The organism is Pseudomonas sp. 313, from assembly GCF_000316965.1.
Taxonomy (GTDB): domain Bacteria; phylum Pseudomonadota; class Gammaproteobacteria; order Pseudomonadales; family Pseudomonadaceae; genus Chryseomonas; species Chryseomonas benzopyrenica.
In genome coordinates this window covers 94,401-117,690 of the sequence record NZ_ANBZ01000024.1, presented here as the reverse complement: position 1 = coordinate 117,690, position 23,290 = coordinate 94,401, and the positions used below count along the sequence as shown (strand labels likewise).

Sequence of the window (23,290 nt, the reverse complement as noted above, 5' to 3'; positions counted from 1 at the left end):
GGGTACTCCTCTATTGCAGCAGATAGGCGTCGTAGACCACCGCCTTGCCCAGGCGCATGGCACTGCCCACGCCAATGGCGCGGTTGAGCCAGGCATAGGCCGGGGCGGCGGTCTCGAAGGTCAGGGTGACGCGAAAGAAATAGCGCCGTGGGTCCACCGGCTTGCCGGCGGCCAGCTCGCGCATCACCTCCGGCGGGCCGTAGCGATAGCCCTTGGTCTGCAGATAGATCAGGGCGCCATCGTCGGTCTGCAGCAGATAGCGGGTGTCGATGATGGCCAGGCCATCGGCGGTCACCACCTGCCAGTCGGCGCCGTTGTCGAGGATCCGTCCGTGCAGGCGTTGGCCATCGAAGCGACCGCCGGTGATGGGGATGATGCGCCGCTTGCCCAGGTCGCTGGTCTGGCCCAGCTCCCACACCGGGGCGTCGAGGGCTACCTCGAAACGCGCCAGGGGTTCGAGCTGCAATGGTGGTGGCGTGGCGGTGGCCGGATCGCCGTCCGCCGTGGCCGCGCGGGCCAGGCCGGTCAGCATCAGCAACGTGACCAGCAGCAGGCTACGCATGACGGGGAGCCTCCACGCGGGCGGTGGCCGCGGGTGCCGCCGTCCGCCGTTGCAGCAGGGCCAGCACCGCGCCCGCCGCCACCACTACCGCCGGGGTGGTGGCCACCACCAGGGTCGCCGCACCCCCGCCCACGGCCAGCACCTGGCCGGCCAGCAAGGGGCCGGCCATGGCGCCCAGGCGCCCCACCGCCACCGCCGCACCGGTCCCGGTGGCCCGTACCGCCGCCGGATAGAGCTGCGGCGCCAGGGCATAGAGCACCAGCTGGCCGCCGACCACGAACAGCCCGGCGGCGAAACCGGCCAGGGCCACCAGCGGATAGGCCTTGGCCAGACCCAGCCCGGCCAGACCCAGCAGGATGCCCAGGTAGATGGCCAGCACCGTCAGCCGTGGCCGCCAGCGATCCATGAGCAGGCCGAACAGCACCGAGCCGATGCCGCCGCCCAGGTTGAAGAGGATCTGCACCCCCACCGCCTGGCCGCGGCTGAAGCCCTGGCCCACCAGCAGCGAGGGCAGCCAGTTGAGCAGCATGTACATCACCGTGAGGGTGAAGAAGTAGCCCAGCCACAGCAGCAGGGTGGTCGACAGCGGGATGGCGCCCAGCCAGGCCCCGCGCGGCCCGCTTGCCTGAGGCCCACCGCGCGTGCGCAGAAAGCCGGCAGTCTCCGCCAGGTAGCGTCCGAGCAGCGGCGCCACCAGCAGCGGCGCCAGGCCGCCGACATAGAACACCGTCTGCCAGCGGCCGACGTCCAGCAACCCCACCACCGCCGCCAGGGCGCCACCCAGGGGTACGCCGCAGTACATCAGGCTGACCGCCGTGGCGCGGGCGCGCTCGTCCACCGACTCGGCGGACAAGGCGATCAGATTGGGCAGGGCGCCGCCCAGGCCGATGCCGGTGAGCAGCCGCGCCAGCAGCAGGCTCTCCAGACTCCAGACATGGGCGGTGGCCACCGAGAAGACCCCGAAGATCAGCACGCAGGCGATCAGCACCTTCTTGCGGCCGATGCGATCGGCGCACCAGCCGCCGATGAAGGCGCCGGGCAGCAGGCCGAGGATGCTGGCGCTGAACACCAGGCCCATCTGCCCCGGCTGGAAGCCGAAGGCCTTGGCCATGGCCGGGGCGGCGATGCCCATGGCCTGGAGGTCCATGCCCTCCAGCAGGGCGACGATGAAGCACAGCAGCAGGGTCAGGCGGGCCCCGGGCGGAACGGTCGAGAGCAGGCGCATGGTGGACTCCTCAGAAGCGGAAGGTGGTGGCGGCCATCAGGAAGCTGGTGTCGTCGCCATCGGCCTGGCGCACGGCGGCGCCGGCCTGGAAGTAGCTGTACTCCAGGTCCAGGGTCAGGTTGGCGGTGGGCATCCAGCGCAGGTTGTTGCGCCAGAGGGTGCCGGCCTTGCGCGCCGAGCTGGCCGCGGTGCCCGGCACCGTGGTCATGCCCGGCAGGTAGACGCCGTCTTCGGTGCTCTGCCGCCAGACGCCGAACAGCCCGCTTTCCAGCTGCAGGGTCGGTCGCGGCGCCAGGGTCAGCAGCGGGCCGACCAGATAGAGGTTGGCCAGGGTGGTGAGACCGGAGTCGCCATAGAAGCCATTCTTCGGATAGAGCGGATCGAAGGTGCCGACGCGGTCGTCGCCCAGCGCGTGATCGCCGCTGGCGGCGTCCACCCGCAGGGCCAGCCGCGGCTTCCAGGCGCCGCCCAGGCGATAGCCGGTTTCGCTGCTCAGGCCCCAGGCGCGGATCTGGGCGCCGGCCAGATGCCCGCCCTGCCCGGCCAGGTCCCAGCTCCAGTCCCAGGGACCGGCGTTGCCGAACAGGCGGATGCCGGCGGTGTAGCGCTTTTCCGCACCGGTCAGACCGTCCAGGGTGCGCTGATCGGTCTCCAGACCGAAGCCGTAGACATCCAGCCTGAGCGGTCCGGCCAGCGGCAGGGTGCCGTAGAGGCCATAGAACTTGACCGCGTTGTTGGAGCCGTCGTCGAAGCTGTCCTCGCCGGTCACCACGGGCCTCAGGCCGAAGGCGTCCAGCCGGTAGCCGTCCGGGCGACTCCAGGCCAGGCGCAGACCGTCGAAGTTGAGGCGGATGTTGCGGGCGTCGCGGTAGGTGACGAAGGCCTGGTTGCCGTAGCCCAGCTCCTGGCGGCCGATGCGGGTCATCAGCTTGCCGCCGGCCAGCGGCGTGTTGAGGTCGATGAACGCCTGGTGCAGTTCGGTGCGGCTCTGGTCGTAGGGACCGTAGAGCGCCTTGTTCCAGGCGCGGGTGTTTTCCAGCTGGACGAAGCCGCGCACGGCGTCGTCGAACAGGTGCAGGTCGGCGTGCAGCTGCAGGCGCTGCTGAATGTAGTGATCGGTATCCACCCCACGCCGGCCAAAGACCGGATTGCGGATGCTGTCGAAGCGATAGCGCGCCTCGCCGCCGGTCTGCAGCCAGGCCGAATCGCCGAGGCGCTGGTAACGCAGACCGTCGAAGGGATCGGTGCGCTTGGCCGGATCGTCGAGGAAGCGATAGTCCTCGGCCCAGCGCGGCGGCCCGGGCGGCAGGGGACGCGCCGTCTCCAGGCTGTTGAGGGGCTTGGGGCGGGCACTTTCCAGGGTGGTGGAAGGCGCGGCGAAGGCGCCCTGGCTGGCCAGCAGGGAGGCGAGAGAGGCAAAGGCGAGGCACGAGCGGGCCCGTGCGCAGGCCTGGGGCGAGCGCGATGTCGACATGGTGTGAGTCCTGACGAAGGAAGCGGAAGCGCCTTGGGGCGCGAGGATCAGGGCCTAGCGGGCGCGGATCGGCTGATCGTCAGGAGGGAAAACGGCGGGATAGCGAGCTGACATGGCGGGTGTTCCTTTCTTGTTGTTGTCATCACCGTAAGAGGCCGTATGGCCCTGGTTCGATGATGGTCGATGCCAAAAATGGATCAAGCCGTGCCACCCGAATTTGGCCGATTACCGAACGTTATATTTGTTAACTTTATCCCTGGGAGATGACTGGTCACCTGTGGCTATCAACGTCGCCTGACTCGCGATTTGTAACAATGCCCACTCCAGAGGGGTCCATGCAGAGGCCCGTACGGGTTAAGGTTCCTTCCCCCACGATCGAAAAGGCGAACTCATGAGCTCCAAGTCCCCTCTCCTGCTGGCCAGTGCCGCCCTCTTCACCCTGCTGGCCGGTTGCAGCTCGCATGAAACCCAGGACAGCCCGGCGGCCTCCTCGACCACGAGCGGCGCCGTCAGCAGCAGTGGCCGGTGCAACTCTGATGCGGTCCAGGATCTGGTTGGCAAGGCCCTCTCCCCGGCCCTGGCCGAGGAAGGCCGTCAGCGCGCCGGTGCCCAGGTCGTCCGCGTGGTCCGTCCGCAGGACCCCATGACCATGGACTTCAATTCCCAGCGCCTGACCATCACCACCAGCGCCAGTCTGGTAGTGCAAACCGCCACCTGCGGCTGATCCGCGCGCCCCTCGACCTGCCGGCCCAGGCCGCGCAGGTCGGTACGCTCCACTAGAGGCCGAAACCCTGGCGCAGGGCTGCCACGCTGTGGAAGTGAAAGGCCGGGCGCTGGCGCTCCAGTTCTTCCCGGCTGCCGAAGCCATAGCCCAGGGCTACCGCCGCCACGCCGTTTTCACGTGCGGCGATCAGGTCGTGCTCGCGATCGCCCAGCATAAGGCAACTTTCCGGCGCCAGCCCTTCGGTTTCCAGCACGAAACGCAGCAGCTCGGTCTTGTCGGTGCGGGTGCCATCCAGCTCGCTGCCATGCAGGGCGGTGAAGAACTCCGTCAGGGCGAAATGTCTGAGGATCTCCACGGCGAACACCCGCGGCTTGGCCGTCACCAGATAGAGCCGCCGCCCGGCCGCCTGCAGCTCGGCCAGCAACTCGCGGATGCCCGCATAGACCTCGTTCTCATAGAGACCGGTGGCGCGGAAATACCCCCGATAGGCCTCCACCGCGCGCCAGGCCCGCGCCTCGTCGAAGCCGTAGTGGGTCATGAAACTCTGCAGCAGCGGCGGGCCGATGAAGACCTCCAGCTTGTGCAGATCGGGCTCCTCGATGCCCTCGGCGCGCAGCGCCACCTGGATCGCCCGGGTGATGCCCAGGCGCGAATCGGTGAGGGTGCCATCGAGATCGAACAGCAGATGGGGGTGATGCATGGGGTGTCCTGGGCGGCGGGGATACTGGCCAGTATGGCGACCGGGGGCAGAGATCGGTAGGCTCGACTGCTCCACTGGAAATGAGTCTTGTTCGCTGATGCCGCTTTCGTCCCGTTTCTCCCGTCAGAGCGCCTGGCTGGCCCTGCCGCTGCTGCTCGCCCTCGCCGCTCCCGGCCAGGCCCGTCCCATCGATCAGCCCATGGATGCCCAGGTGCTCCAGCAGCCAGGCCACGGCTATGCCTTCAGCGAACTCCAGCTGGATTCCGTCGACGGCGCCCGCCACTACCAGGTATGGATCGCCCGACCCGCCACCCCGGCACCGGCCGCCGGCTATCCGGTGCTCTACCTGCTCGACGGCAACGCCGCCCTGGGCGGGCTGAACGCCGAGTTGCTCGACACCCTGGCCAAGCGGCCCCATCCGCCCGTGCTGGTGGCGGTGGGCTATGTCGGCGGCAAGCGCATCGACGGCCCCGGACGGGCCTACGATTACACGCCGTCTGCGCCTACCAGCGAACGCTTTCGCGAGATGGCCACCGGTGGCGCCGACGTCTTCCTGGCGTGGCTGCTGGACCGCCTGGAACCGGCAGTTGGCCGTCAGGTGCCGCTGGATCATGGCCAGCGCGCGCTCTGGGGTCACTCCCTGGGCGGGCTGTTCGTCCTCCACGCCCTGCTCACCCGCCCCGACGCCTTCGCCCAGGGCTACGCCGTGAGCCCCTCGCTGTGGTGGAGCCCTACCGTGCTGCCGCAAGACGACGAGCAATTGAAAGAGCGTTTCAAGGCGCACCCGGCCCGCCTGGTGCTGCTGCAGGGCGGCGCCGAACGCGAGCTGCCCGCGCACTTCCAGAGCGAGGTCCCTGCCGATGCCACCCGGCGCCTGGCCGACCGCCTCGGCCAGCTCCCCGGCATCCGGGTGCGCTACGAGGTGCTCGCAGGCCTGGGCCACGGCCCCATGTTGCCGGCCTCGCTGAAAGCCGTGCTGAGCGAGTGGCGCTAGTCCGCCAGCCAGCGATACATCACATAGCAATCCACCAGCCCCAGGCTGGCATGGCGATAGGCCCTGGGCAGGGTGCCGACAATCTCGAAGCCGTGCTTCTGCCAGAGCCGCACCGCCACCTGGTTGCTGGCCACCACCGAGTTGAATTGCATGGCCTGGAAGCCCAGTTCGCGGGCCATCTGCAGGGAATGCTCGCAAAGGGCGCCGGCGACGCCCTGGCCACGGGCGGCGGGAGCGACCATGTAGCCGCAATTGCAGACGTGATCGCCCGGGCCCATGGCATTGGCCTTGAGGTAGTAGCTGCCGAGAATCTGGCCATCGCGTTCAACGACGAAGGTTGCCCTGGGCAATTCCACCCATAGTCGCCAGGCGTCGTCGCGGCTCATGTCCGGGTCGTAGGCGTAGGTCTCCCGGGCCTGGGCGACCTGCTGGATCAGCGGCCAGACCTGGTCGAAATCGGCGGCTACGAAGGGGCGAATCTGCATGGGTGACTCCGGTGGACGAAAGAGTCGCCAGTGTCGCCTAGCCGGCTGCCGCTGCCAAATCATCGCCTTCTTCCAGCAGTCCCTGACCGCCCTGGCGACAGGCCGCCAGCAACTCCTCGGCCAGGCCCTCGTCGTCCAGCGCCCGCGCCAGCGCCACGCCACCGATCAGGGTGGTGGCCAGCTGCAGCGCCCGGGCGCGCCGCTGCGCCGGCGGCCCCGACAGATCCCGTTCCAGCCGGCTGACGAAGCGCGCGAAGAAGCGCGTATAGCTGCCACGGATGGCGGCCTCCCGATGGGTGACATCGGCCGCCAGAAAGGCCAGCGGACAGCGCAGCGAATCGCCCTCGGCATGCTCGCGACTCAGGTAATGCTCGACCAGCTGGCCGAGGCCTGAGCCGCCGAGACTGTCGAGCCGGGCGCTGCCGACCTGGGCGGCATGGGCGATGGCCTGGTCATAGACCTCGGTCTTGGTGCAGAAGTGGTGATAGAAAGCGCCGCGGGTGAGACCGGCATCGGCCATCAGGTCATCGAGTCCGACCGCATCGAAGCCCCGGAGGGCGAACAGGCGGGCGGCGCTGTCGAGGATGCGCTGGCGGGTCTGCGCGCGCTGATCAAGGGGCCAGGCCATGGTTGCTCCAGATTATGTTCTTGAACATAAGGTCTCCTTTGCCAGCATGCAGCCTTCTTTGCAAGGAGCCTGCAGCATGACGCCCTATCTCTTCGGCCCCGCCTTCAGCACCCTGGTGCGCAGCGTGCGCCTTCATGCTCTGGAGCGCGGCCTGGACCTGCCCTGTGGCCTCGCCCCGGGTGGCCAGGCCATCGCCTGGCGCAGCGAGGCCCACCTGGCGCTACATCCCTTCGGCCAGGTGCCGGTGCTGCTCGATGGCGAGCAACGGATCTTCGAGACCCTCGCCATCTGCCGCCATCTTGATCGTCAACTCGCGCCGGAGCGCGGCGGCAATCCGGAGCAGGACGCCTGGAGCAGTGCCCTGCTGACCACAGTGGATACCCATCTGGTCCGTCGCTATCTGCTGCGGAGCGCCGGGCCACGACCCGAGCCCTTCCGCACGCCGGAAGAGCAGCAGCGCGCCCTGGCCGCCGTCGACGCGACCCTGGGCGTGCTCGATCGCCAGCTGGGCGACCAGCGCTTTCTCTGCGGCGCCGAGTTCAGCCTGCCCGACGCCCTGCTGGCGCCCATGCTGGACTACCTGGAGCCCCTGCCGGAACTCCGCTGGCAGGCGAGCTGGCCTCGCCTCGCCGCCTATCTCGACCGCCTGCGCGCGCGACTCTCCGGCCAGGCGATCCTGGTGGCGACCGACTTCAAGCTGCGGTGAGCCCATAGGAGCCACTGGAGCTACCGGTGACCTCTTCCCCCCCAACACACCGCAACGATCCCCTCTCCCCCGGGAGAGGGCCAGGGTGAGGGCGAGGCTCACCCACCCTCCCTCCTCACCTGCTAGCCTTGGAAGCTCCCCTCGCCGCCAAGGACCGCCCCATGACCACCGCTCGTCCCATCGCCCTCGTCACCGGTGCCTCCCAGGGCATCGGCCGCGCCGTCGCCCTCGGCCTGCTCGCGGACGGCTTCCGCGTGGTCCTGGCAGCCCGTCGCGCCGAACCCCTGGAGGCCCTCGCCGAAGAGGCCCGGCAACAGGGCGGCGAAGCCCTGGCGGTACCCTGCGATGTCACCGATGCCGCCAGCGTCGAGGCCCTGTTCGCCCGCATCCGCGACACCTATGGCCGTCTCGACCTGCTGTTCAACAATGCCGGCGTCGGCGCCCCGGCGGTGCCCATCGACGAACTGGAGCTGGACGCCTGGCACCGGGCGGTCAATACCAACCTCACCGGCGTCTTCCTCTGCAGCCGCGCCGCCTTCGCCCTGATGCGCGCGCAGTCGCCGCGTGGCGGGCGCATCATCAATAACGGCTCCATTTCGGCGCACACGCCCAGGCCCTTCAGCGCGCCCTACACCGCCACCAAGCACGCCGTGGCCGGTCTGACCAAGGCCCTGGCTCTGGACGGTCGCGCCTTCGATATCGCCTGCGGCCAGATCGACATCGGCAACGCCGCCACCGAGATGACCGAGCGCATGGCCAACGGTGTGCTCCAGGCCGATGGCAGCACCGCCGTGGAGCCGCGCATGGATGTCAGGCATGTCGCCGATGCCGTCCGCTACATGGCCAGCCTGCCGCTGGACGCCAACGTTCAGACGCTGACGGTGATGGCGACCAAGATGCCCTATGTGGGTCGGGGCTGAGGGGTTCCACGTGGAACCCGATCAGACAGGGAGCAGGAAATGAATCCAACCGAAGTCGTCTCCTTCTGGCGCGCCGCCGGCCGACGCCAGTGGTTCAACGGCGGCCCTGCCTTCGACGCCGAGTGCCGCACTCGCTTCGAGGCCGCGCATCTGGCCGCCAGCCGCGGGGAACTGGACGGCTGGGCCACCGGCGCCGAAGGCGCCCTGGCCCTGTGCCTGCTGCTCGATCAGATCCCGCGCAATATCTATCGTCATAGCGGCCACGCCTTCGCCACCGACGGCCTGGCCTTGAGGCACGCGCGCCAGGCGATCGACGCCGGTCTGGATCAGCAGGTCGAAGCCGAGTTGCGCGCCTTTTTCTATCTGCCGTTCGAACACTCCGAAGCCCTGGCCGATCAGCAGCGTTCGCTCGCCTTGTTCGAGGCCCTGGGCATCGAGCACTACCGGCGCTATGCCGAGGCCCACTTGGAGGTGATCGCTCGCTTCGGTCGCTTCCCGCACCGCAACCGGGCGCTGGGGCGGCTCAATACGCCGGAGGAACAGGCCTGGCTGGATGCTGGCGGCGGTTTCTAGCCGTTTCTTCTGGCCGCCGAGACAGGCTGCCTCAGCCCCGCCACTCCACTACCAGATCCGCCCGCGCCCGATCGCCGTCGATCAGTCGCGCATTGGGCTCGTCGGTGCTTTCCACCCAGGCCTCAGCGTCCGCGCGGCTGCGGCCGAAATGCATGTGGCGGGCGACCAGCCGCTCGCGACGCTCCGCGGGATCGACGCGCACGTACCAGCACTCGTCGAACACCTCGGCGACATCGCTCCAGGGCGCCTGGGTCAGCAGCAAGTAGTTGCCCTCGCTGATCACCAGCTGGGTCTCGGCGGGGACCGGGATGGCATTGGCGATGGGCTCTTCGATCTCGCGATTGAACAGCGGCGCATAGACAGTCTCCCCGGCCACCGGCGTCTTCAGCCGCTGCAGCAGGGCGCGATAGCCGCGCGCATCGAAGGTGTCCGGCGCGCCCTTGCGTTGCGCGCGACCCAGTCGGGCCAGCTCGCGATTGGCCAGGTGATAGCCGTCCATGGGCACCACCACGGCACGCTCGCCCAGCGCCGCCGCCAGCAGCTCGGCTACGGTCGACTTGCCCGCGCCCGGGGTGCCGGCGATGCCCAGCAGGCGACGTCCACCCTGGGCCAGCAGCGCCTCGGCGCGGGCCAGGAGTTCAGCGGGGAGTTGCAGGCCATCGACCGGACGCTGGCTGCTCATGCCGGCACCCCCAGCAACGCAAGGATGGAAACGGCAGGCAGGCACGGGAAAACGGTCATGGCGGAGGTTCCGGCAGTGGGGATCGCGGCACGCTAGCACCCAGCAGAGCTGGTCGTCGACTTGGAGGCTGTGCCGGCGGAAAGCGATCACAGTCTGCAGCCATACGAGCGGATCACCGCTGCGCCCCCTCGGCATCCACCCGGCGCTCTCGTACACTCCGCTTCCAATCGGCCGCAGGCCGCCGTGTGCCTTATACAAAGGGATTTGGTCGTCATGAAGAAACCGCTACTTACCACCCTCGCCGGCGTGACCCTGGTGGTCATCGGTACCGCCGTGGGCGGCGCCTGGTACACCGGCACCCGGCTGGAGGGCGAATTGCGCCAGGCCGCGCGCCAGGCCCAGGTAGCCTTGCAGGCGCAACTGCCCGAGTACCCCTTGCAGCTGCAGCTGGTCGAGCTGCAACGCGGTGTCTTCAGCAGCACCGCCACCTTCAGCCTGACCGTACAGGCCGAGGATCGGCCGCCCGTGGAGGTACTGCGGGTGCTCGACGACATCCAGCACGGTCCCTTCCCCCTGACCCGCCTCAAGTCCCTGCAGCTGGCGCCGGTCATGGCGGTCAACCGCTTTACCCTGGCGCGTACGCCGCTCACGGCCGATCTCTTCACCCTGGCCAAGGGCGCCGAACCCGTGCAGCTCGACGCCACCCTGGGCTACGACCGTGCGGTGGACGGCGGCCTGACCCTGGCCGCCCTGCACTTGGACCAGCCCCAGGGCGCGGTGGCCTTCTCCGGTCTGAACGCCACCTTCCACACTGACATGGAGGCCAGCCGACTGCGTCTGGACAGCACGGTCGGCCAATTCAGCCTCAATGTGCGCACGCCGGATGGCTGGGCCAAGCTGGAGACCGAAGGTTTCGGGCTGACCGGCGACAACCGCCGCAATGCCGATGGCTTCTGGCTGGGCCCGGGTCAGCTGCGCCTGGGGCGCCTGCTGCTGGCCATGCCCGGCAAGCCCGCGGTGGAGCTGCGGGACCTGCAGCTCCAGGGCGACACCCAACAACAGGGCCAGCAGCTGGCGGGGACGCTTAATGCCAGCCTCGGTCGACTCGACATCGCCGGCCAGACCCTGGGCAAGGCGAGTCTGAGCAGTCACTACAGCAATCTCGACAGCCAGGCCCTGGCCCAGCTCAACGCCCTGCTGCAGCACCTGCAGCTGGATACCGAGCAGGGTCTGGATCCCACCACCCAGGCGACCCTGCAGCAGCACCTCGGCGATGTGCTCGCCGCGCGTCCCCAGCTGGTGGTGGATGAGCTGCGCTTCGACACCCCTGGCGGCAGCAACCGCCTGCACCTGGACCTGACCCTGGCCAAGCCGGCGACCTACGATCTGCCGCCCGAGCAACTCGCGGCCCAGCTGCTGGCCGGTCTCGATGCGCGCCTGTCGGTGGCGCGGGGCAGCCTGGTGGATGGCGTGCTGTTCCAGGCGGGCGCCCAGCGCAGCCAGCCGGCCATGCAGCAACAGGCCCAGGCCACCGCCGAAGCCCTGGCCGGCATCGGCCTCAACAGCGGCCTGCTCAAGGCCGAAGGCGAGGATCTGGTGGCTACCTTGAATTACAGCGCCGGGCGGCTGCTGCTCAACGGCCAGGAAGTCCCGCCGGAACAGCTGCTGGCCCTGCTGAAACGCCCGCAACCCGCGGCACCCGCCAAACCCCAGGGCAAGGCGCCGCAGCGCTAGTGGATGTTTGGGCTGTTGGGCTTCGGCGATAGAACTGCCTCAACCCAACCTACGTAGGGTCTTGTAGGTTGGGTTGAGCAAGGCGAAGCCCAACGATGCTCGTCACCGCTGGCCGTTGGGCTTCGACGATAAAGCCGTCTCAACCCAACCTACGCAGGCTCCGTAGATTGGGTTGAGCAACACAAAGCCCAACGCCCCAACCGCCCTACTTCAACTCCAGCCCGCCACTGGCCTTGTTCAGCTCGCGCAGGTGCTTGCCGAGCAGGTCCAGGTTGGCTTCGGTCAGGTCCAGGCCATCGCGGGCCTCCGGCGAGAGCAGCTGGCGAACCTCGTTGTTGAGGGTGTCCCTGAGGCTGCGCAGGTGCGCCTGGCGCTTCTGGCTCTCGGCGGTCAGCTGTTCCCACTCGCCCGGTTGCGGCAGGCCGTAGCCGTCGGTGCCGAGCAACTCGGCCGGACGACTCAGGTAGCCGCTGTCCTTGAGGATCTGTTCCAGGGCGCCACCGGCCTTGCCGAAGCGCGCCTTGTCCACCGCGTCCTGGCCCAGGTAACGATCCTTGAGCTCGGTCTGGGCCTGCAGCAGCGCCCGGCGATAGGCTGCCTGCTCCAACAGCAGCAAGGCGGCGCTGGCGCGCAGGTCGGCGCGCTGGAATTGCTCGCGGCGCTGCTGCGGGGTCAGCGCCAGCCAGGCCTCGACGTCCGCCTGGGGCAGCTTCAGGCGCTCCCGGGCCACCTTGAACATCGCCTGGAAACGCTCGCGGAAGCTGTCGAAGCGATAGCCCAACCGCAGCGCTTCGCGCGGATCGTCAAGCACCGAGGTGTCCACCAGGTCCTTGAACCTCAAGGCATCCATCAGACCCGTCGGGGTAATGACATCGAGCTGGGCATCGGCCAGGCGCGGCACCCCGTCGTGCAGCAGCTTGAAGGTCTCCACCGCGCAGTTGTTGGTCACGAAGTAGTACTGGCCGTCATAGCTCCAGTGCACCTGGGCGGTCCGCTCGAGAAAGTCGGCGATCTCCGGGCGGGTCAGCTTGAGCGGCACGGATTGCAGGCCGCGCAACTCCACCTTGGTGTACTCGTCCACCACCTGGGCCAGCGGCAGCACGAACAGCCGCGACGGATAGGAGCCGGTCAGGCCGCGCCAGCTGGAGAGCTGGACGTCGTTGACGAAGGCGCGGAACGACAGCACCAGGTGGTATTGCAGATCCAGCCGGCAATCCGGGCCACGCGGCCGACCGGGGGCGCAGACCACCAGGCGCAGCATGCTGTGCCCCCAGCGGCTCATGACCTTCTCGTTGCCCTCGGCCAGCAGGTAGTCCACCGCATAGACCCGCTCCGGATCGAGCCAGCCCAGGGGCGCCTCGCCGAAGTCGTTGCCGGCGTTGAGATAGGGATAGCGCCCCGGACAGGCATCGTGCTTGGGCGACCAGCCGAAGTGCTCGGCGAAGTAGCGCTGCAGCGCCGGCCGCCGGCAGGCGTAGCTGGGGTCGAGCAGGAAGTACTCCATGTTCACCGCCACGAATTCCTTCGGGTTGGTGACTTCATAGAGATCGGGACTGCGGGCGATGAAGAGATTCTTGGACTCGCGATTGCCGTGCTTGCGGGTCTTCACCTGCCAGCCGGCCAGGTCCAGCAGCCGTGGATCGTCGGACAGGGTATAGCTGCGCCCGGCCTGGCCCTGGCATTTCACCGGCAGCTGGTCGGAGGTCAGCCCCAGGCCGCCGCAGGAGAGGATCAGCTGGCGCTGCGCGGGCGTCCAGACGCGCTCGCGGTCATAGAAGTGGGTCAGCTCGTGCAGCACCGTGGCCAGCAGCTCGCGGTGCTGGGTGCCATGGGGCCGGCCGGTCTGGATGCGGGTGTCGCTGCCGTCGACCAGGCTGGGCAGCAGGCGGCGATTGAGCAGCAGATTGCGCCGATCCGCTTCGCCATAGGCCTCTTCCAGCAGCTCGCTGCTCCAGCGCACCGGGATGCGCTCGTCCAGCGCCGCCTTGAATCTGGGTGGCAGCAGGGCCTGGCCTTCATCCAGCAGTTGCTGGGTCGCCTGGATCTGCGCGGGCGTCAGGCCCTGGGTATCGAGTTCGAGGTGCAGGGCGGCCTGGGCCCCACCGAGGGCCAGGCCGGCCGCGAGGCCGGCCAGCCACTGCCGCAGCCGGCCGGCGCGGTTCTTCACAGTGCCAGGATGGCCTGGGCCAGCTGCAGGTCGTTGGCCTGGCGCGCGGCCGGGAACTGGTCGCGCAGGCTGCGGAAGGCTTCTTCCAGCTGGACGCCACGGATGTCGCCGTCGGTGGCGACAAAGCTGGCGGCATCGCCGCGCGCGGCCTGGATCATCTTGGCGTCGCGGATGGAGGTGGTGGTATCGGAGGTGAAGTCGATGCTGCGCTGCAGCGCCCGCACCACGATGTTACTGGTGGCCACCAGGGTCTGGGCCTGAGCCAGGCTCGAAACGCCCAGGGTCAGGGCAGCGGCGATAAGCAGGGAACGGCGCATGGATACTCCAGGGATGTCACGGAATTGAAACGGACTACTGACTCAGAATCGCCTGGGCGAGTTCCCGGTCGGAGGCGTGCAGTACCGGATCGGCTGCGCGCAGGGCGCGGAGGGTTTCCTCCAGCTGAGCACCGCGCAGGGCGCCGTCGGTGGCGACGAAGGCCGCGGCATCGTCACGCGCCGCCAGGACCAGCTTGTTCTGGAAAGGGCCAGTGGTGAGCTGGCTGGTGCCGTAGATGGTCTTCACCAGACCCTCGGTGGTGGAGTCGAACGCCAGGACCGGCGTGGCGAGACAGAGGCCGAGCAACAGCGCGGCAGAACGACGGATATGCATGGATGACGACCCTCCGGTGGCAGATGGTCGCCAAGGCTAACGCAGCCCCCCGCTCCGGGCTAGCAGCCACGGGGTACGGGGGTATCGCGGTGTTGCGCGTCAGATGGCGAGAATCGCCTGGGCCAGCTGGTCATCGCTGGCCTGCCGCAGTTCGGGCGCCTGACTGCGTAGGTGGTCCAGCGCCGCTTCCAGGCGTACGCCGCGGATGTCGCCGGCGCTGCCGACGTAGGTGGCCGCATCGTCACGGGCTTCCTGGACCAGCTTGTCGTTCTTGAAGGAGCCGGTGATGGACGAGGTGGTGTCCGAGGTCGCATCGATGGCGTTGACGATGATGTCGGTGGTGACATAGAAGCTCGACGCCGAGGCGGCGGTGGACAGGCAGAACAGCGCCGCGGCGGCGCCCAGGTGCAGGGTTTTCATGGGGGACTCCCGTCTGGATAGGCCTGAGTGAGACTACCGTCAGCCCGAGGAAGTCGCATCCCGGCGCAGATTTTCACTCGCGCCAGAAGGGTTTGTCGCCTTCCCGCCGCTGATCCGCCAGATTCAGACTCAGATCGCCCAGCGCCCGGCCGTCCAGCTGCTGCAATTGCCGCCGGCCCAGGGCACGCAGGCGCCAGCGGACGAGCAGCGCGAACAGGGCGCGGCATCTGCGCCGAGGGGAGATAGAGCGGGCAATGGCACTGTCGGGCGAGAGGCGATCCATGGCGATATCCAGCGAAGCGGTGGAGGAGACTCAGCTTCGCCGCTGGCGTGGAACCAGACCACTTACAGCTGCAAAGAACTGTATCCGTACAAAACTCAAAACCCTCGGATCTGTACCTGTCACTCCTGTCCGAACCACTCTGGCACGGCTCACTGCGCCGGTCGGACGGGATCCGGCTGTATCCCCGCCCTGCGGCGTATGCCTGATCTGCCCGAGTCGCTACAATCGACCCTTTCAGCGCCCATTCGCGAGAGGCACCGCCATGAGCTTCAAAGTTTTCGTCGACGGCCAGGAAGGCACCACCGGCCTGCGTCTGCTGGACTACCTGACCGGCCGTTCGGACATCGAACTGCTGCGCATCGACGAGAGCAAGCGCAAGGACCCGGCCGAGCGCGCGCGCTTTCTCAATGCCGCCGATGTGGCCTTTCTCTGCCTGCCCGATGCCGCCTCCCGCGAAGCGGTGAGCCTGGTGACCAATCCCAACACCTGCATCATCGACGCCAGCACCGCCTTCCGTACCGACAGCGGCTGGACCTACGGCCTGCCCGAGCTGGCCCCCGGTCAGCGCGAGGCGCTACGCGCCAGCAAGCGCATCGCCAACCCCGGCTGCCACGCCACTGCCTTCATCCTGCTGGCCCGGCCGCTGGTAGATGCCGGTCTGCTGGCCCCGGACACCCCACTGTCGGCCTTTTCCCTGACCGGTTACAGCGGTGGCGGCAAGCAGATGATCGCCGCCTACGAAGCCGGCGGCGAGGCGCGCCTGCTGAGTCCGCGTCCCTATGCCATGGGCCAGGGCCACAAGCACCTGCCGGAAATGCGCGTGCAGAGCGGTCTGGCCGCCGCGCCGGTGTTCAGCCCCATCGTCGGCCCCTTCCTCAAGGGCCTGGCGGTGACCATCCCGCTGCACGCCAGCCAGCTGCGCCCGGGCACCAGCGCGGCCGACCTGCAGGCGGCGCTGGCCCGTCACTATGACGGCGAAGCCTTCATTCGGGTGGCGCCGGTAGCTGCCGAGGAGGAGTTGGACAATGGCTTCTTCGACGTCCAGGCCAGCAACGACACCAACCGCGCCGACCTCTTCGTCTATGGCAATGCCGAGCGGATGACGCTGGTGGCGCGCCTGGACAATCTGGGCAAGGGCGCCGCGGGCGCTGCGGTTCAGTGCATGAACGTGCACCTGGGCGCCGACGAGGGTCTGGGGCTCGCCAGCGGCCGCTAGTCAGGGCGCTGGCTTTCTGCACGGGCGGGGCGAACCTTTCTCGAGGCGCCCCGTCTGAATTGCTGAACGGTTCGGATAACCGTTCTGCTCCTTTGCTGTTTAGTGTTGGCAGATGCTGGACCCCTGCTGTGGCGGTCCAGTCTTGAACTCCGGACTTCTCCCCTCCCCCGATGGAAGTCCGGAGTTTTTTTATGCCTCGGCGGCGGGCTCGTCGAGACCCAGCCAACTGGCCAGCACGCGCTGGGCATCCTCTATCCCCTGGCGCTTGGGCGCCGAGAACAGCTGGATGCTGGCGGTATCGCCCCAGCCCTGGCGCACCTCGCGCTGCACCTTGAGCAGGGCGTTCTTCTGCGCGCCGAAGGCCAGCTTGTCGGCCTTGGTCAACAGGATGTGCAGCGGCATGGAACTGGCCTGGGCCCAGTCCAGCATCAGGCGGTCGAATTCGGTCAGCGGATGGCGGATATCCATCATCAGCACCACGCCGCTGAGCGAATTGCGGCTGCTCAGATAGGCCTCTAGGTGCTCCTGCCAGTGCTGCTTGAGCGGGATCGGCACCTTGGCGTAGCCATAGCCGGGCAGGTCCACCAGGCGCCGCTCCTCGTCGAGGGTGAAGAAGTTGAGCAGCTGGGTGCGTCCCGGCGTCTTCGAGGTGCGCGCCAGGTTGGCGTGGGTCAGGGTGTTGAGCGCACTGGACTTGCCGGCGTTGGAGCGGCCAGCGAAGGCCACTTCCAGACCGCTGTCGAGCGGGCACTGATCGACCTTGGCGGCGCTGATGAGAAAGGACGCCTGCTGGCACAGACCGACGATGGGATTCTTGAAGCTGGACATGGGGGTACTCGCGAGCGCGCGGCAAAGCCAGCAGTATATCGGATGCGCTGGGCGAGGACCGCGCTCCTGGCAACCTGAACGAAGCCTGAACATGGCCGGCCTCGACCGCGTCAGCGACTAGGCGCGGCGATGCACCCGGCTACAATGCCCGCAATCCGTCATGCCCGGTTGGTGGGCGTGCTTTCTTCCAGGAGTAGTCCCATGCGCAACCTGCTTTTCTCCGCCGTGTTCGCCGCCGCCAGTCTGTTCGGCGCGGCCGCCCATGCCGACGACATCCAGGCCGGCAAGCAGTACACCGAACTGAGCAGTCCGGTTCCGGTGTCCGAACCCGGCAAGATCGAAGTGGTTGAGCTGTTCTGGTACGGCTGCCCGCACTGCTACGCCTTCGAGCCCACCCTCAACGCCTGGTCCAAGAAGCTGCCCGACGACGTCACCTTTAAGCGCGTGCCGGCCATGTTCGGTGGCGTCTGGAACGTCCATGGTCAGCTGTTCGTGACCCTGGAAGCCATGGGCGTGGAAGCCAAGGTGCACGACGCCGTCTTCGCCGCCATCCACAAGGAGCACAAGAAGCTCGCCACACCCGAAGAGATGGCCGACTTCCTCGCCACCCAGGGCGTGGATCGCGACAAGTTCCTCAGCACCTACAACTCCTTCGCCGTGAAGGGTCAGGTGGAAAAGGACAAGAAACTGGCCATGGCCTATCAGATCACCGGCGTACCGACCATGGTGGTCAACGGCAAGTATCGCTTCGACCTGGGCTCCTCGGGTGGTCCGGACGAAACCCTGAAGGTCGCCGACTTCCTGATCCAGAAAGAACGCGCCGCCAAGTAAGCTTCATCCGCCGCCGCGTCCTGCGGCGGCGGCTCCTCAGTTCGTCCCGCCCAAGCGGCCTCTGGTCGTCCTGCTCAAACTTTCCCCGAAACCGCCGATACCCTAGCCACTGTCAAGTTGGTTGGGCGCCCCGTCGTGCCTGCCTGCTGGCCACCCTCAAGCCTTTGGAGCGGGCGGATGGAGCGCGCGGACGTCGAACGCTGGAAAAACAAATACCTGGAGAGCCTCGAGAATCTCGAACGCCTGGAAAGCCGGTGGGAAAACCGCCTGGACCTGGTGCGTCGTGGCCTCGTGCGCAGCAGTCTAGCCGCCGAAGGCAACGACGCGGCGGTGGACGCCTGCCTGGTCGAATTGCGCGACATTCTCCGCCGGGACGACAGCGACGCCGATCTCGCCAAGCTGATTCCGCGCCTGGAGCGCACCGTGCTCGATTCCGAGCAGCGCCGGGAATTGCGTGCGCGGCAGGTAACCGAGGCCTTTGCCGAACTCTGCCGGCTGCTGCAGACCCTGGAGTTGCCGCGTGACCAGCGCAAGGCGCTCAAGGGTTTCGCCAAGCGCGCCCAGGCCGCTGCCGGCCAGCCAAGCGAGCTGCCCGCGCTGCTCGGCGAGTTCAGCCGCCTGCAGCAACAGGCCCTGAGCCAGCTGCACCCCGAGCAGCCCGCCCGTCCCGGCTTCCTGCAGCGCCTGCTGGGAGGACGAGGCGAGCATGCGGAAGAGGCGCCAGCGGCGCTACCGGCGCAAATGCCCGACACCGCTGCGCCTTTCGCCCAGGCCGAGCCGGCGGAAACGTCCGAACCGCCAGCGCTGGCCAGTCCGCCAGCCGCTGCCGTCGAAATCAGCGGCGATGCTTCGCTTGCGCCGGCCGATCCGGCCTATGCCCTACCACCGGTGCCCGAGCCCGGCTACAGCGCCATCGCCCCGCATCTGGAAGCTACCCTTTTGCGCCTGCTCGACGACCTGGCGCTGCCCGACAGCCACAAGCCCCAGGCCGAGCACCTGCGCCAGCGCATCCAGGGCAGTCTGAACTGGTACGAACTGGTACCGGTGCTCGACGACCTGTCGGTACTGGTGCTGGCCCTCAACCATTCCGGGCAGAGCGAATTCCAGCTCTATCTGCGCCGCCTCAACGAACGCCTCGCCGCCTTCCAGACCGGTCTGCAACACGTCCACGACCAGCGTCAGGACGGCCAGACCCAGGAGCGGGCCTTTGGCGAGGCCCTGCGCGGTCAGGTCAACGAACTGCAGAACGAGGTCCAGGAGGCCACCGACCTGGACAGCCTCAAGCTGTCCCTCGACAGCCGACTGGAAGGCCTGCTGACCAGCCTGGCCGAGCAGCAGAGCCAGCGCGAGACCCGCGAGCAGGAAGCCAGCGAGCGATTCAACGCCCTCACCGAGCGCGTCGCCGGCATGGAGCGCGAGGCACAGCAGTATCGCGGCCATCTCGAAGAACAGCGACAGAAGGCCCTTTGCGACCCCCTCACCGGGCTGCCCAATCGTGCCGCCTGGAGCGAACGCCTGGAACTGGAGGTGGCCCGCTGGCAACGCCATGGCGGCGACCTGCTGCTGGCGGTGCTCGATGTCGATCTGTTCAAGCGCATCAACGATGGCTACGGTCACCTGGCCGGCGACAAGGTGCTCAAGATCATCGCCAGCGAATTGCAGCGCCGCCTGCGCAAGACCGACTTCATCGCCCGCTTCGGCGGCGAGGAGTTCGTCGTGCTGTTGAGCGCCACGCCGGTCGCCGGCGGGGTGACCCTGATCGAGCAGCTACGCGCCGCCGTCGCCGCCTGCCCCTTCCATTTCAAGGGCGAGCGGGTGGTGATCACCCTGTCCGCTGGTCTTGCCGCCTTTGCGCCGGGCGAGGATGCCGATACCGTATTCGAACGTGCCGACCAGGCGCTCTACCGCGCCAAGCGCGCCGGACGCGATCGCCTGGACGTGGCCTGACCCTTCCGCCGTTCGCGAGGTAATCGTGCGAAATCCCTTCAAGTTCCTCCCCTGGCTGCTCTGCGGCCTGCTCCTGGCCGGCTGCTCCAGCGGTCCGCGCATCAATGACGACTACACCGCCCGCGATCAGGACAGCCGGGTGCAGTACATCGTCCTGCACTACACCGCGGCCGATTCCAAGCAGTCGCTCAAGCTGCTGACCCAGGCCGGCGTCAGCGCCCACTACCTGATCGACACTGACGGCACCATCTACCGCCTGGTGGATGAGAATCGTCGCGCCTGGCATGCCGGCGTCAGCGAATGGGAAGGCCGTACCTGGCTCAATTCCACCTCCATCGGCATCGAGATGGTCAACCTGGGCTTTCGCGACACCCCGGCCGGACGCCAGTGGTATCCCTTCAGCGAAGCCCAGATCCAGGCGCTGATTCCGCTGCTCAAGGACATCGAACAACGCCACGGCCTGGATCGCCGCGCCATCGTCGGACACAGCGACATCGCCCCGGGACGCAAGCAGGATCCGGGTCCGCTGTTTCCCTGGGCGCGCCTGGCCGCGGCGGGGCTGATCAACTGGCCGAATCAGAACGTGGTCGCCCAGCGCCAGGCCAGCCTGGGCGGCGTGCTGCCGCCGCCGGCCTGGTTCCAGGATCAGCTGGCGCGGATCGGTTATGCGGTGCCGCGCACCGGCGTGCTCGATGCGGCCACTCGCGATGTCATCGGCGCCTTCCAGATGAAGTACCGGCCCGGCCGTTTCGACGGCCAGCCGGATCTGCAGACGGCGGCATTGCTGCTCAGCCTGCCCAGCGGTCGCTAGGCCGGCCTAGGCGACCTACAGCCGCACGCTGGCGAAGGTGGATTCGCCCTGGGCCTGACTCAGGGCCGCCAGCGCGGACGAGGCCGGCATCAGCGACAGCTCCTGGGACAGCGGCATCAGGGCGATGGGCTGCTGGATGGTCGGACCCTGGCGCTCGTCGCGCGGCGGGATGCCGAAGTATTCGCGGTAGCACTTGGAGAAGTGCGGGGTGGAGACGAAGCCGCACACCGAGGCCACCTCGATGATCGACAGGGTGGTCTGCTTGAGCAGCTGCCGGGCGCGGATCAACCGCAGCTTGAGGTAGTAGCGCGACGGCGAGCAGTGCAGGTACTTCTGGAACAGGCGCTCCAGCTGGCGACGGGACACATCCACATAGACCGCCAGCTCGTCGAGGTCGATGGGCTCTTCGAGATTGGCCTCCATCAGCGCCACGATCTCCTGCAGCTTGGGCTGGTTGGTACCCAGCATGTGCTTGAGAGGCACGCGCTGGTGATCCTGCTCGTTGCGGATGCGCTCGTAGATGAACATCTCCGAGATCGCCGCCGACAGCTCGCGACCATGCTCGCGACCGATCAGGTGCAGCATCATATCCATCGGCGCGGTACCGCCCGAGGCGGTGCAGCGGTTGCGGTCGATGGTGAACAGACGGGTGCTGAGCACCACGCGCGGATAGGCTTCCTGCAATGCCGCTAGAGTTTCCCAGTGCACGCTGCAGTCGTAGCCGTCGAGCAGACCGGCACGGGCCAGGGCCCAGCTGCCGGTACAGACCGCGCCCAGCTTGCGGCCCTGGCGCGCCTGGCTCTGCAGCCAGGTGCAATGCTCGCGCGACACGCTGCGCTGGATGCCCACGCCGCCGCAGACGATCACCATGTCCATTGCCGGGGCGGCGCTGACGGCACTGTCCGGAGTGATCTGCAAGCCGTCGCTCGCCCGCACCGGACGGCCGTCCAGACTCAGGGTGCACCAGCGATAGAGTTCGCGTCCCGACAGCTGGTTGGCCATGCGCAGCGGCTCCACCACCGACGCCAGGGAGATAAGTGTGAAGTTGTCCAGGAGCAGAAAGCCGATGGACTGGATCGCACGGGCCTGTGACGAGGTGGGAATGGGCGACATGGTTTGAATCTCCTTCACGCAGGCTGGGGCCCTTTGCTGGGCTCTAATGAGGTGCGGCGGACAACGTTGGGCGAAAGATGTGTCGCGGACGCATAAGTCATGTCGCAATTCCCATGCCGAAAATGGGTGAACCCCGCTGCAGGCAGGCTGTCTGGGGCGAATAATCCATTAAGCAGCGGTCAATGGCGTTGATTAGATAGGGTTTTTAATTGCGACCTTTCAGGTCTGAGACCGACCTCTGGGAGATAGCACTTCGCCAGAGGTATCCCATCGGTAACACCAGGACGTAACCGATGCGCGCCAAAATGTGGCATGGCGACTCAGTTGGCACGGTTGTAGTTCAGGCCAGCGACCGTTGGTCGCCCTTCTGGCCACTTGTGGCGAAAAGCCATCAAGACCGGGACCAGACGGACCGGTACGTGCAGTGGCCAGGGCCCTTCCCTTCGCGATTCCCTGGAGTTCAGGATGAAAATCTCCCAAGCGCTGTGGTTGTCCGGTCTGTTGCTGAGCTCGACCGTGCAGGCGGGCGAGGCCGAAAGTTGCCAGCAGGTGCGCCTGGCCGATGTCGGCTGGTCGGATCTCAATATCACCAACGCCATGACCCGCTATCTGCTCAGCGCCCTCGGTTACGAGACCGAGGTGCTGCGCCTGTCCCTGCCGCAGACCTACGACGCCCTGGCCGCAGGCGAGGCCGATGTCTTCCTCGGCAACTGGATGCCGGCGCAGGCCAAGCTCAGCCAGCCCATGGTCGACGCAGGAGCGGTCGAACGCCTGCACGCCAATCTGGAGGGCGCTCGCTACACCCTGGCGGTGCCCCAGTATGTCTACGAGGCTGGGGTCAAGAACTTCGCCGACATCGCCCGCTTCGCCGAGCGTTTCGACCGCACTATCTACGGCATCGAGCCCGGCAACGACGGCAATGCCCTGGTCAAGAAGATGATCGCCAGCAACGCCTTCGGCCTGGGCGACTTCAGGCTCGACGAATCCAGCGAGCAGGGCATGCTGACCCAGGTGCGGATGAAGGAGCTGCTGGACCGCCAGTGGATCGTCTTTCTCGGCTGGGAACCGCATCCGATGAACGTCCGGCACAAGCTGGCCTACCTGGACGGCGGCGACGACTACTTCGGACCCAATCAGGGTGGGGCGACGGTCTACACGGTGGTGCGCAAGGGCTATGCCCAGCAGTGCCCCAACGTGGCCCGGCTGCTGGGCAACCTGGAGTTTTCCCTGGACATGGAGAACCAGCTGATGGATCGGGTGCTCAACGAAAAGGACAATCCGCGCCGCGCCGTGCGCAACTGGCTCAAGCGCAATCCCGAACGCCTCGACGCCTGGCTCAAGGGCGTCGCCACCCGCGGCGGTGCGCCGGGCAACGTCGCGGTGAAGGCCAGCCTGGCCAACTGAATCACGGGCCTGTGCGATGGCTATCAACCCCTCTGGGCAGCGGCTCGCCGCAAGGGGCATGTGCGCTCGCGCCGCCGCCTCGCGCGGCCACGCCGCCCTGGGCGCGGACCTGTCCCGGGGCTCGTGCTGGATACGACATTTCCGCTTCTGGTTGCGACGCCGCGTACACTGGTAGCGACGCAGGCGGTAGGCGAGCCTGGGGGGATGGGTTA

The 23,290-nt window shown here is 67.6% G+C and carries 25 protein-coding genes; 11 read left to right on the top strand and 14 right to left on the bottom strand.

What is annotated here, in order from left to right:
* Positions 1-10: 10 nt before the first annotated feature.
* The 3 genes from C722_RS0104000 to C722_RS0103990 are packed head-to-tail and all read right to left on the bottom strand — an operon-like array spanning position 11 to position 3,261.
* Positions 11-562 carry a DUF3237 domain-containing protein gene (locus C722_RS0104000; RefSeq protein WP_017639261.1) on the bottom strand — a complete coding sequence of 184 codons (552 nt, stop codon included), beginning with the start codon at positions 560-562 and terminating at the stop codon, positions 11-13.
* Positions 555-1,787: a 3-(3-hydroxy-phenyl)propionate transporter MhpT gene (gene mhpT, locus C722_RS0103995; RefSeq protein ID WP_017639260.1), complete on the bottom strand. Its 1,233-nt coding sequence runs from the start codon at positions 1,785-1,787 to the stop codon at positions 555-557. Before mhpT ends, C722_RS0104000 begins: the two co-directional genes overlap by 8 nt.
* A 10-nt stretch (positions 1,788-1,797) precedes the next feature.
* Positions 1,798-3,261: an alginate export family protein gene (locus tag C722_RS0103990; RefSeq protein WP_017639259.1), complete on the bottom strand. Its 1,464-nt coding sequence runs from the start codon at positions 3,259-3,261 to the stop codon at positions 1,798-1,800.
* A gap of 391 nt (positions 3,262-3,652) precedes the next feature.
* Here C722_RS0103990 and C722_RS0103985 point away from each other — a divergent pair, with 391 nt between their 5' ends.
* Positions 3,653-3,985, top strand: a complete 333-nt coding sequence (locus tag C722_RS0103985) for an I78 family peptidase inhibitor (RefSeq protein WP_017639258.1) — start codon at positions 3,653-3,655, stop codon at positions 3,983-3,985.
* 52 nt (positions 3,986-4,037) lie between these two features.
* On the opposite strand, the gene C722_RS0103980 is transcribed toward C722_RS0103985, so the two are convergent.
* Positions 4,038-4,685 (bottom strand): HAD-IA family hydrolase, encoded by a 648-nt coding sequence (locus C722_RS0103980; protein WP_017639257.1) that lies wholly within the window; start codon positions 4,683-4,685, stop codon positions 4,038-4,040.
* Positions 4,686-4,782: 97 nt separating this feature from the next.
* Here C722_RS0103980 and C722_RS0103975 point away from each other — a divergent pair, with 97 nt between their 5' ends.
* The gene (locus tag C722_RS0103975) at positions 4,783-5,679 is read left to right on the top strand and encodes an alpha/beta hydrolase (RefSeq protein ID WP_017639256.1); all 897 of its coding nucleotides are present in this window, start codon (positions 4,783-4,785) and stop codon (positions 5,677-5,679) included.
* Here the strand turns inward: C722_RS0103975 and C722_RS0103970 are convergent.
* Both C722_RS0103970 and C722_RS0103965 read right to left on the bottom strand, forming a co-directional pair.
* Positions 5,676-6,164 (bottom strand): GNAT family N-acetyltransferase, encoded by a 489-nt coding sequence (locus C722_RS0103970; RefSeq protein ID WP_017639255.1) that lies wholly within the window; start codon positions 6,162-6,164, stop codon positions 5,676-5,678. The two genes, C722_RS0103975 and C722_RS0103970, sit on opposite strands and share 4 nt — an antisense overlap.
* A 37-nt stretch (positions 6,165-6,201) precedes the next feature.
* Complete coding sequence (locus C722_RS0103965) at positions 6,202-6,792, bottom strand: TetR/AcrR family transcriptional regulator (protein WP_017639254.1); 591 nt, start codon at positions 6,790-6,792, stop codon at positions 6,202-6,204.
* Between the two features lie 76 nt (positions 6,793-6,868).
* On the opposite strand from C722_RS0103965, the gene C722_RS0103960 reads away from it, so the two are divergent.
* From C722_RS0103960 to C722_RS0103950, 3 genes are all read left to right on the top strand, one after another.
* On the top strand, positions 6,869-7,498 hold the full coding sequence (locus C722_RS0103960; protein WP_017639253.1) for a glutathione S-transferase family protein: 630 nt from the start codon (positions 6,869-6,871) through the stop codon (positions 7,496-7,498).
* A 161-nt stretch (positions 7,499-7,659) separates the two neighbouring features.
* Positions 7,660-8,418: an SDR family oxidoreductase gene (locus C722_RS0103955; RefSeq protein ID WP_017639252.1), complete on the top strand. Its 759-nt coding sequence runs from the start codon at positions 7,660-7,662 to the stop codon at positions 8,416-8,418.
* 39 nt (positions 8,419-8,457) lie between these two features.
* Positions 8,458-8,991, top strand: coding sequence for a DUF924 family protein (locus C722_RS0103950; RefSeq protein ID WP_017639251.1), 534 nt, complete (start codon positions 8,458-8,460; stop codon positions 8,989-8,991).
* Positions 8,992-9,022: 31 nt separating this feature from the next.
* Here the strand turns inward: C722_RS0103950 and C722_RS0103945 are convergent, their stop codons facing one another.
* Entirely contained in the window at positions 9,023-9,673 is a 651-nt protein-coding gene (locus C722_RS0103945) for a nucleoside/nucleotide kinase family protein (protein WP_017639250.1), read from the bottom strand.
* A gap of 273 nt (positions 9,674-9,946) precedes the next feature.
* On the opposite strand from C722_RS0103945, the gene C722_RS0103940 reads away from it, so the two are divergent.
* The gene (locus C722_RS0103940) at positions 9,947-11,407 is read left to right on the top strand and encodes a YdgA family protein (RefSeq protein WP_017639249.1); all 1,461 of its coding nucleotides are present in this window, start codon (positions 9,947-9,949) and stop codon (positions 11,405-11,407) included.
* Positions 11,408-11,612: 205 nt separating this feature from the next.
* On the opposite strand, the gene C722_RS0103935 is transcribed toward C722_RS0103940, so the two are convergent.
* The 5 genes from C722_RS0103935 to C722_RS0103915 form a co-directional block, all read right to left on the bottom strand.
* The gene (locus C722_RS0103935) at positions 11,613-13,574 is read right to left on the bottom strand and encodes a DUF4105 domain-containing protein (RefSeq protein WP_017639248.1); all 1,962 of its coding nucleotides are present in this window, start codon (positions 13,572-13,574) and stop codon (positions 11,613-11,615) included.
* Positions 13,571-13,891 (bottom strand): DUF2388 domain-containing protein, encoded by a 321-nt coding sequence (locus tag C722_RS0103930; RefSeq protein ID WP_007160025.1) that lies wholly within the window; start codon positions 13,889-13,891, stop codon positions 13,571-13,573. Before C722_RS0103930 ends, C722_RS0103935 begins: the two co-directional genes overlap by 4 nt.
* Before the next feature lie 34 nt (positions 13,892-13,925).
* Positions 13,926-14,225, bottom strand: coding sequence for a DUF2388 domain-containing protein (locus tag C722_RS0103925; RefSeq protein WP_017639247.1), 300 nt, complete (start codon positions 14,223-14,225; stop codon positions 13,926-13,928).
* Between the two features lie 99 nt (positions 14,226-14,324).
* Positions 14,325-14,645 (bottom strand): DUF2388 domain-containing protein, encoded by a 321-nt coding sequence (locus C722_RS0103920; protein ID WP_007160027.1) that lies wholly within the window; start codon positions 14,643-14,645, stop codon positions 14,325-14,327.
* A 73-nt stretch (positions 14,646-14,718) separates the two neighbouring features.
* Positions 14,719-14,928 carry a DUF1127 domain-containing protein gene (locus tag C722_RS0103915; RefSeq protein WP_017639246.1) on the bottom strand — a complete coding sequence of 70 codons (210 nt, stop codon included), beginning with the start codon at positions 14,926-14,928 and terminating at the stop codon, positions 14,719-14,721.
* Between the two features lie 262 nt (positions 14,929-15,190).
* Here C722_RS0103915 and argC point away from each other — a divergent pair, with 262 nt between their 5' ends.
* Complete coding sequence (argC, locus tag C722_RS0103910) at positions 15,191-16,144, top strand: N-acetyl-gamma-glutamyl-phosphate reductase (protein ID WP_017639245.1); 954 nt, start codon at positions 15,191-15,193, stop codon at positions 16,142-16,144.
* Between the two features lie 189 nt (positions 16,145-16,333).
* Here the strand turns inward: argC and yihA are convergent, their stop codons facing one another.
* On the bottom strand, positions 16,334-16,972 hold the full coding sequence (gene yihA / locus C722_RS0103905; RefSeq protein ID WP_017639244.1) for a ribosome biogenesis GTP-binding protein YihA/YsxC: 639 nt from the start codon (positions 16,970-16,972) through the stop codon (positions 16,334-16,336).
* Positions 16,973-17,173: 201 nt separating this feature from the next.
* Between yihA and C722_RS0103900 the strand changes: the two genes are divergently transcribed.
* The 3 genes from C722_RS0103900 to C722_RS0103890 all read left to right on the top strand — a co-directional run bounded on the left by C722_RS0103900 (position 17,174) and on the right by C722_RS0103890 (position 20,561).
* Positions 17,174-17,803, top strand: coding sequence for a thiol:disulfide interchange protein DsbA/DsbL (locus C722_RS0103900; protein ID WP_017639243.1), 630 nt, complete (start codon positions 17,174-17,176; stop codon positions 17,801-17,803).
* 177 nt (positions 17,804-17,980) lie between these two features.
* Entirely contained in the window at positions 17,981-19,750 is a 1,770-nt protein-coding gene (locus C722_RS0103895; protein ID WP_017639242.1) for a GGDEF domain-containing protein, read from the top strand.
* 25 nt (positions 19,751-19,775) lie between these two features.
* Entirely contained in the window at positions 19,776-20,561 is a 786-nt protein-coding gene (locus C722_RS0103890; protein ID WP_017639241.1) for an N-acetylmuramoyl-L-alanine amidase, read from the top strand.
* A gap of 15 nt (positions 20,562-20,576) precedes the next feature.
* Here C722_RS0103890 and C722_RS0103885 read toward each other — a convergent pair whose 3' ends face one another.
* Positions 20,577-21,674, bottom strand: coding sequence for a GlxA family transcriptional regulator (locus C722_RS0103885; RefSeq protein ID WP_017639240.1), 1,098 nt, complete (start codon positions 21,672-21,674; stop codon positions 20,577-20,579).
* Positions 21,675-22,139: 465 nt separating this feature from the next.
* Between C722_RS0103885 and choX the strand changes: the two genes are divergently transcribed.
* Positions 22,140-23,078: a choline ABC transporter substrate-binding protein gene (choX, locus tag C722_RS0103880; protein ID WP_017639239.1), complete on the top strand. Its 939-nt coding sequence runs from the start codon at positions 22,140-22,142 to the stop codon at positions 23,076-23,078.
* Positions 23,079-23,290 lie beyond the last annotated feature (212 nt).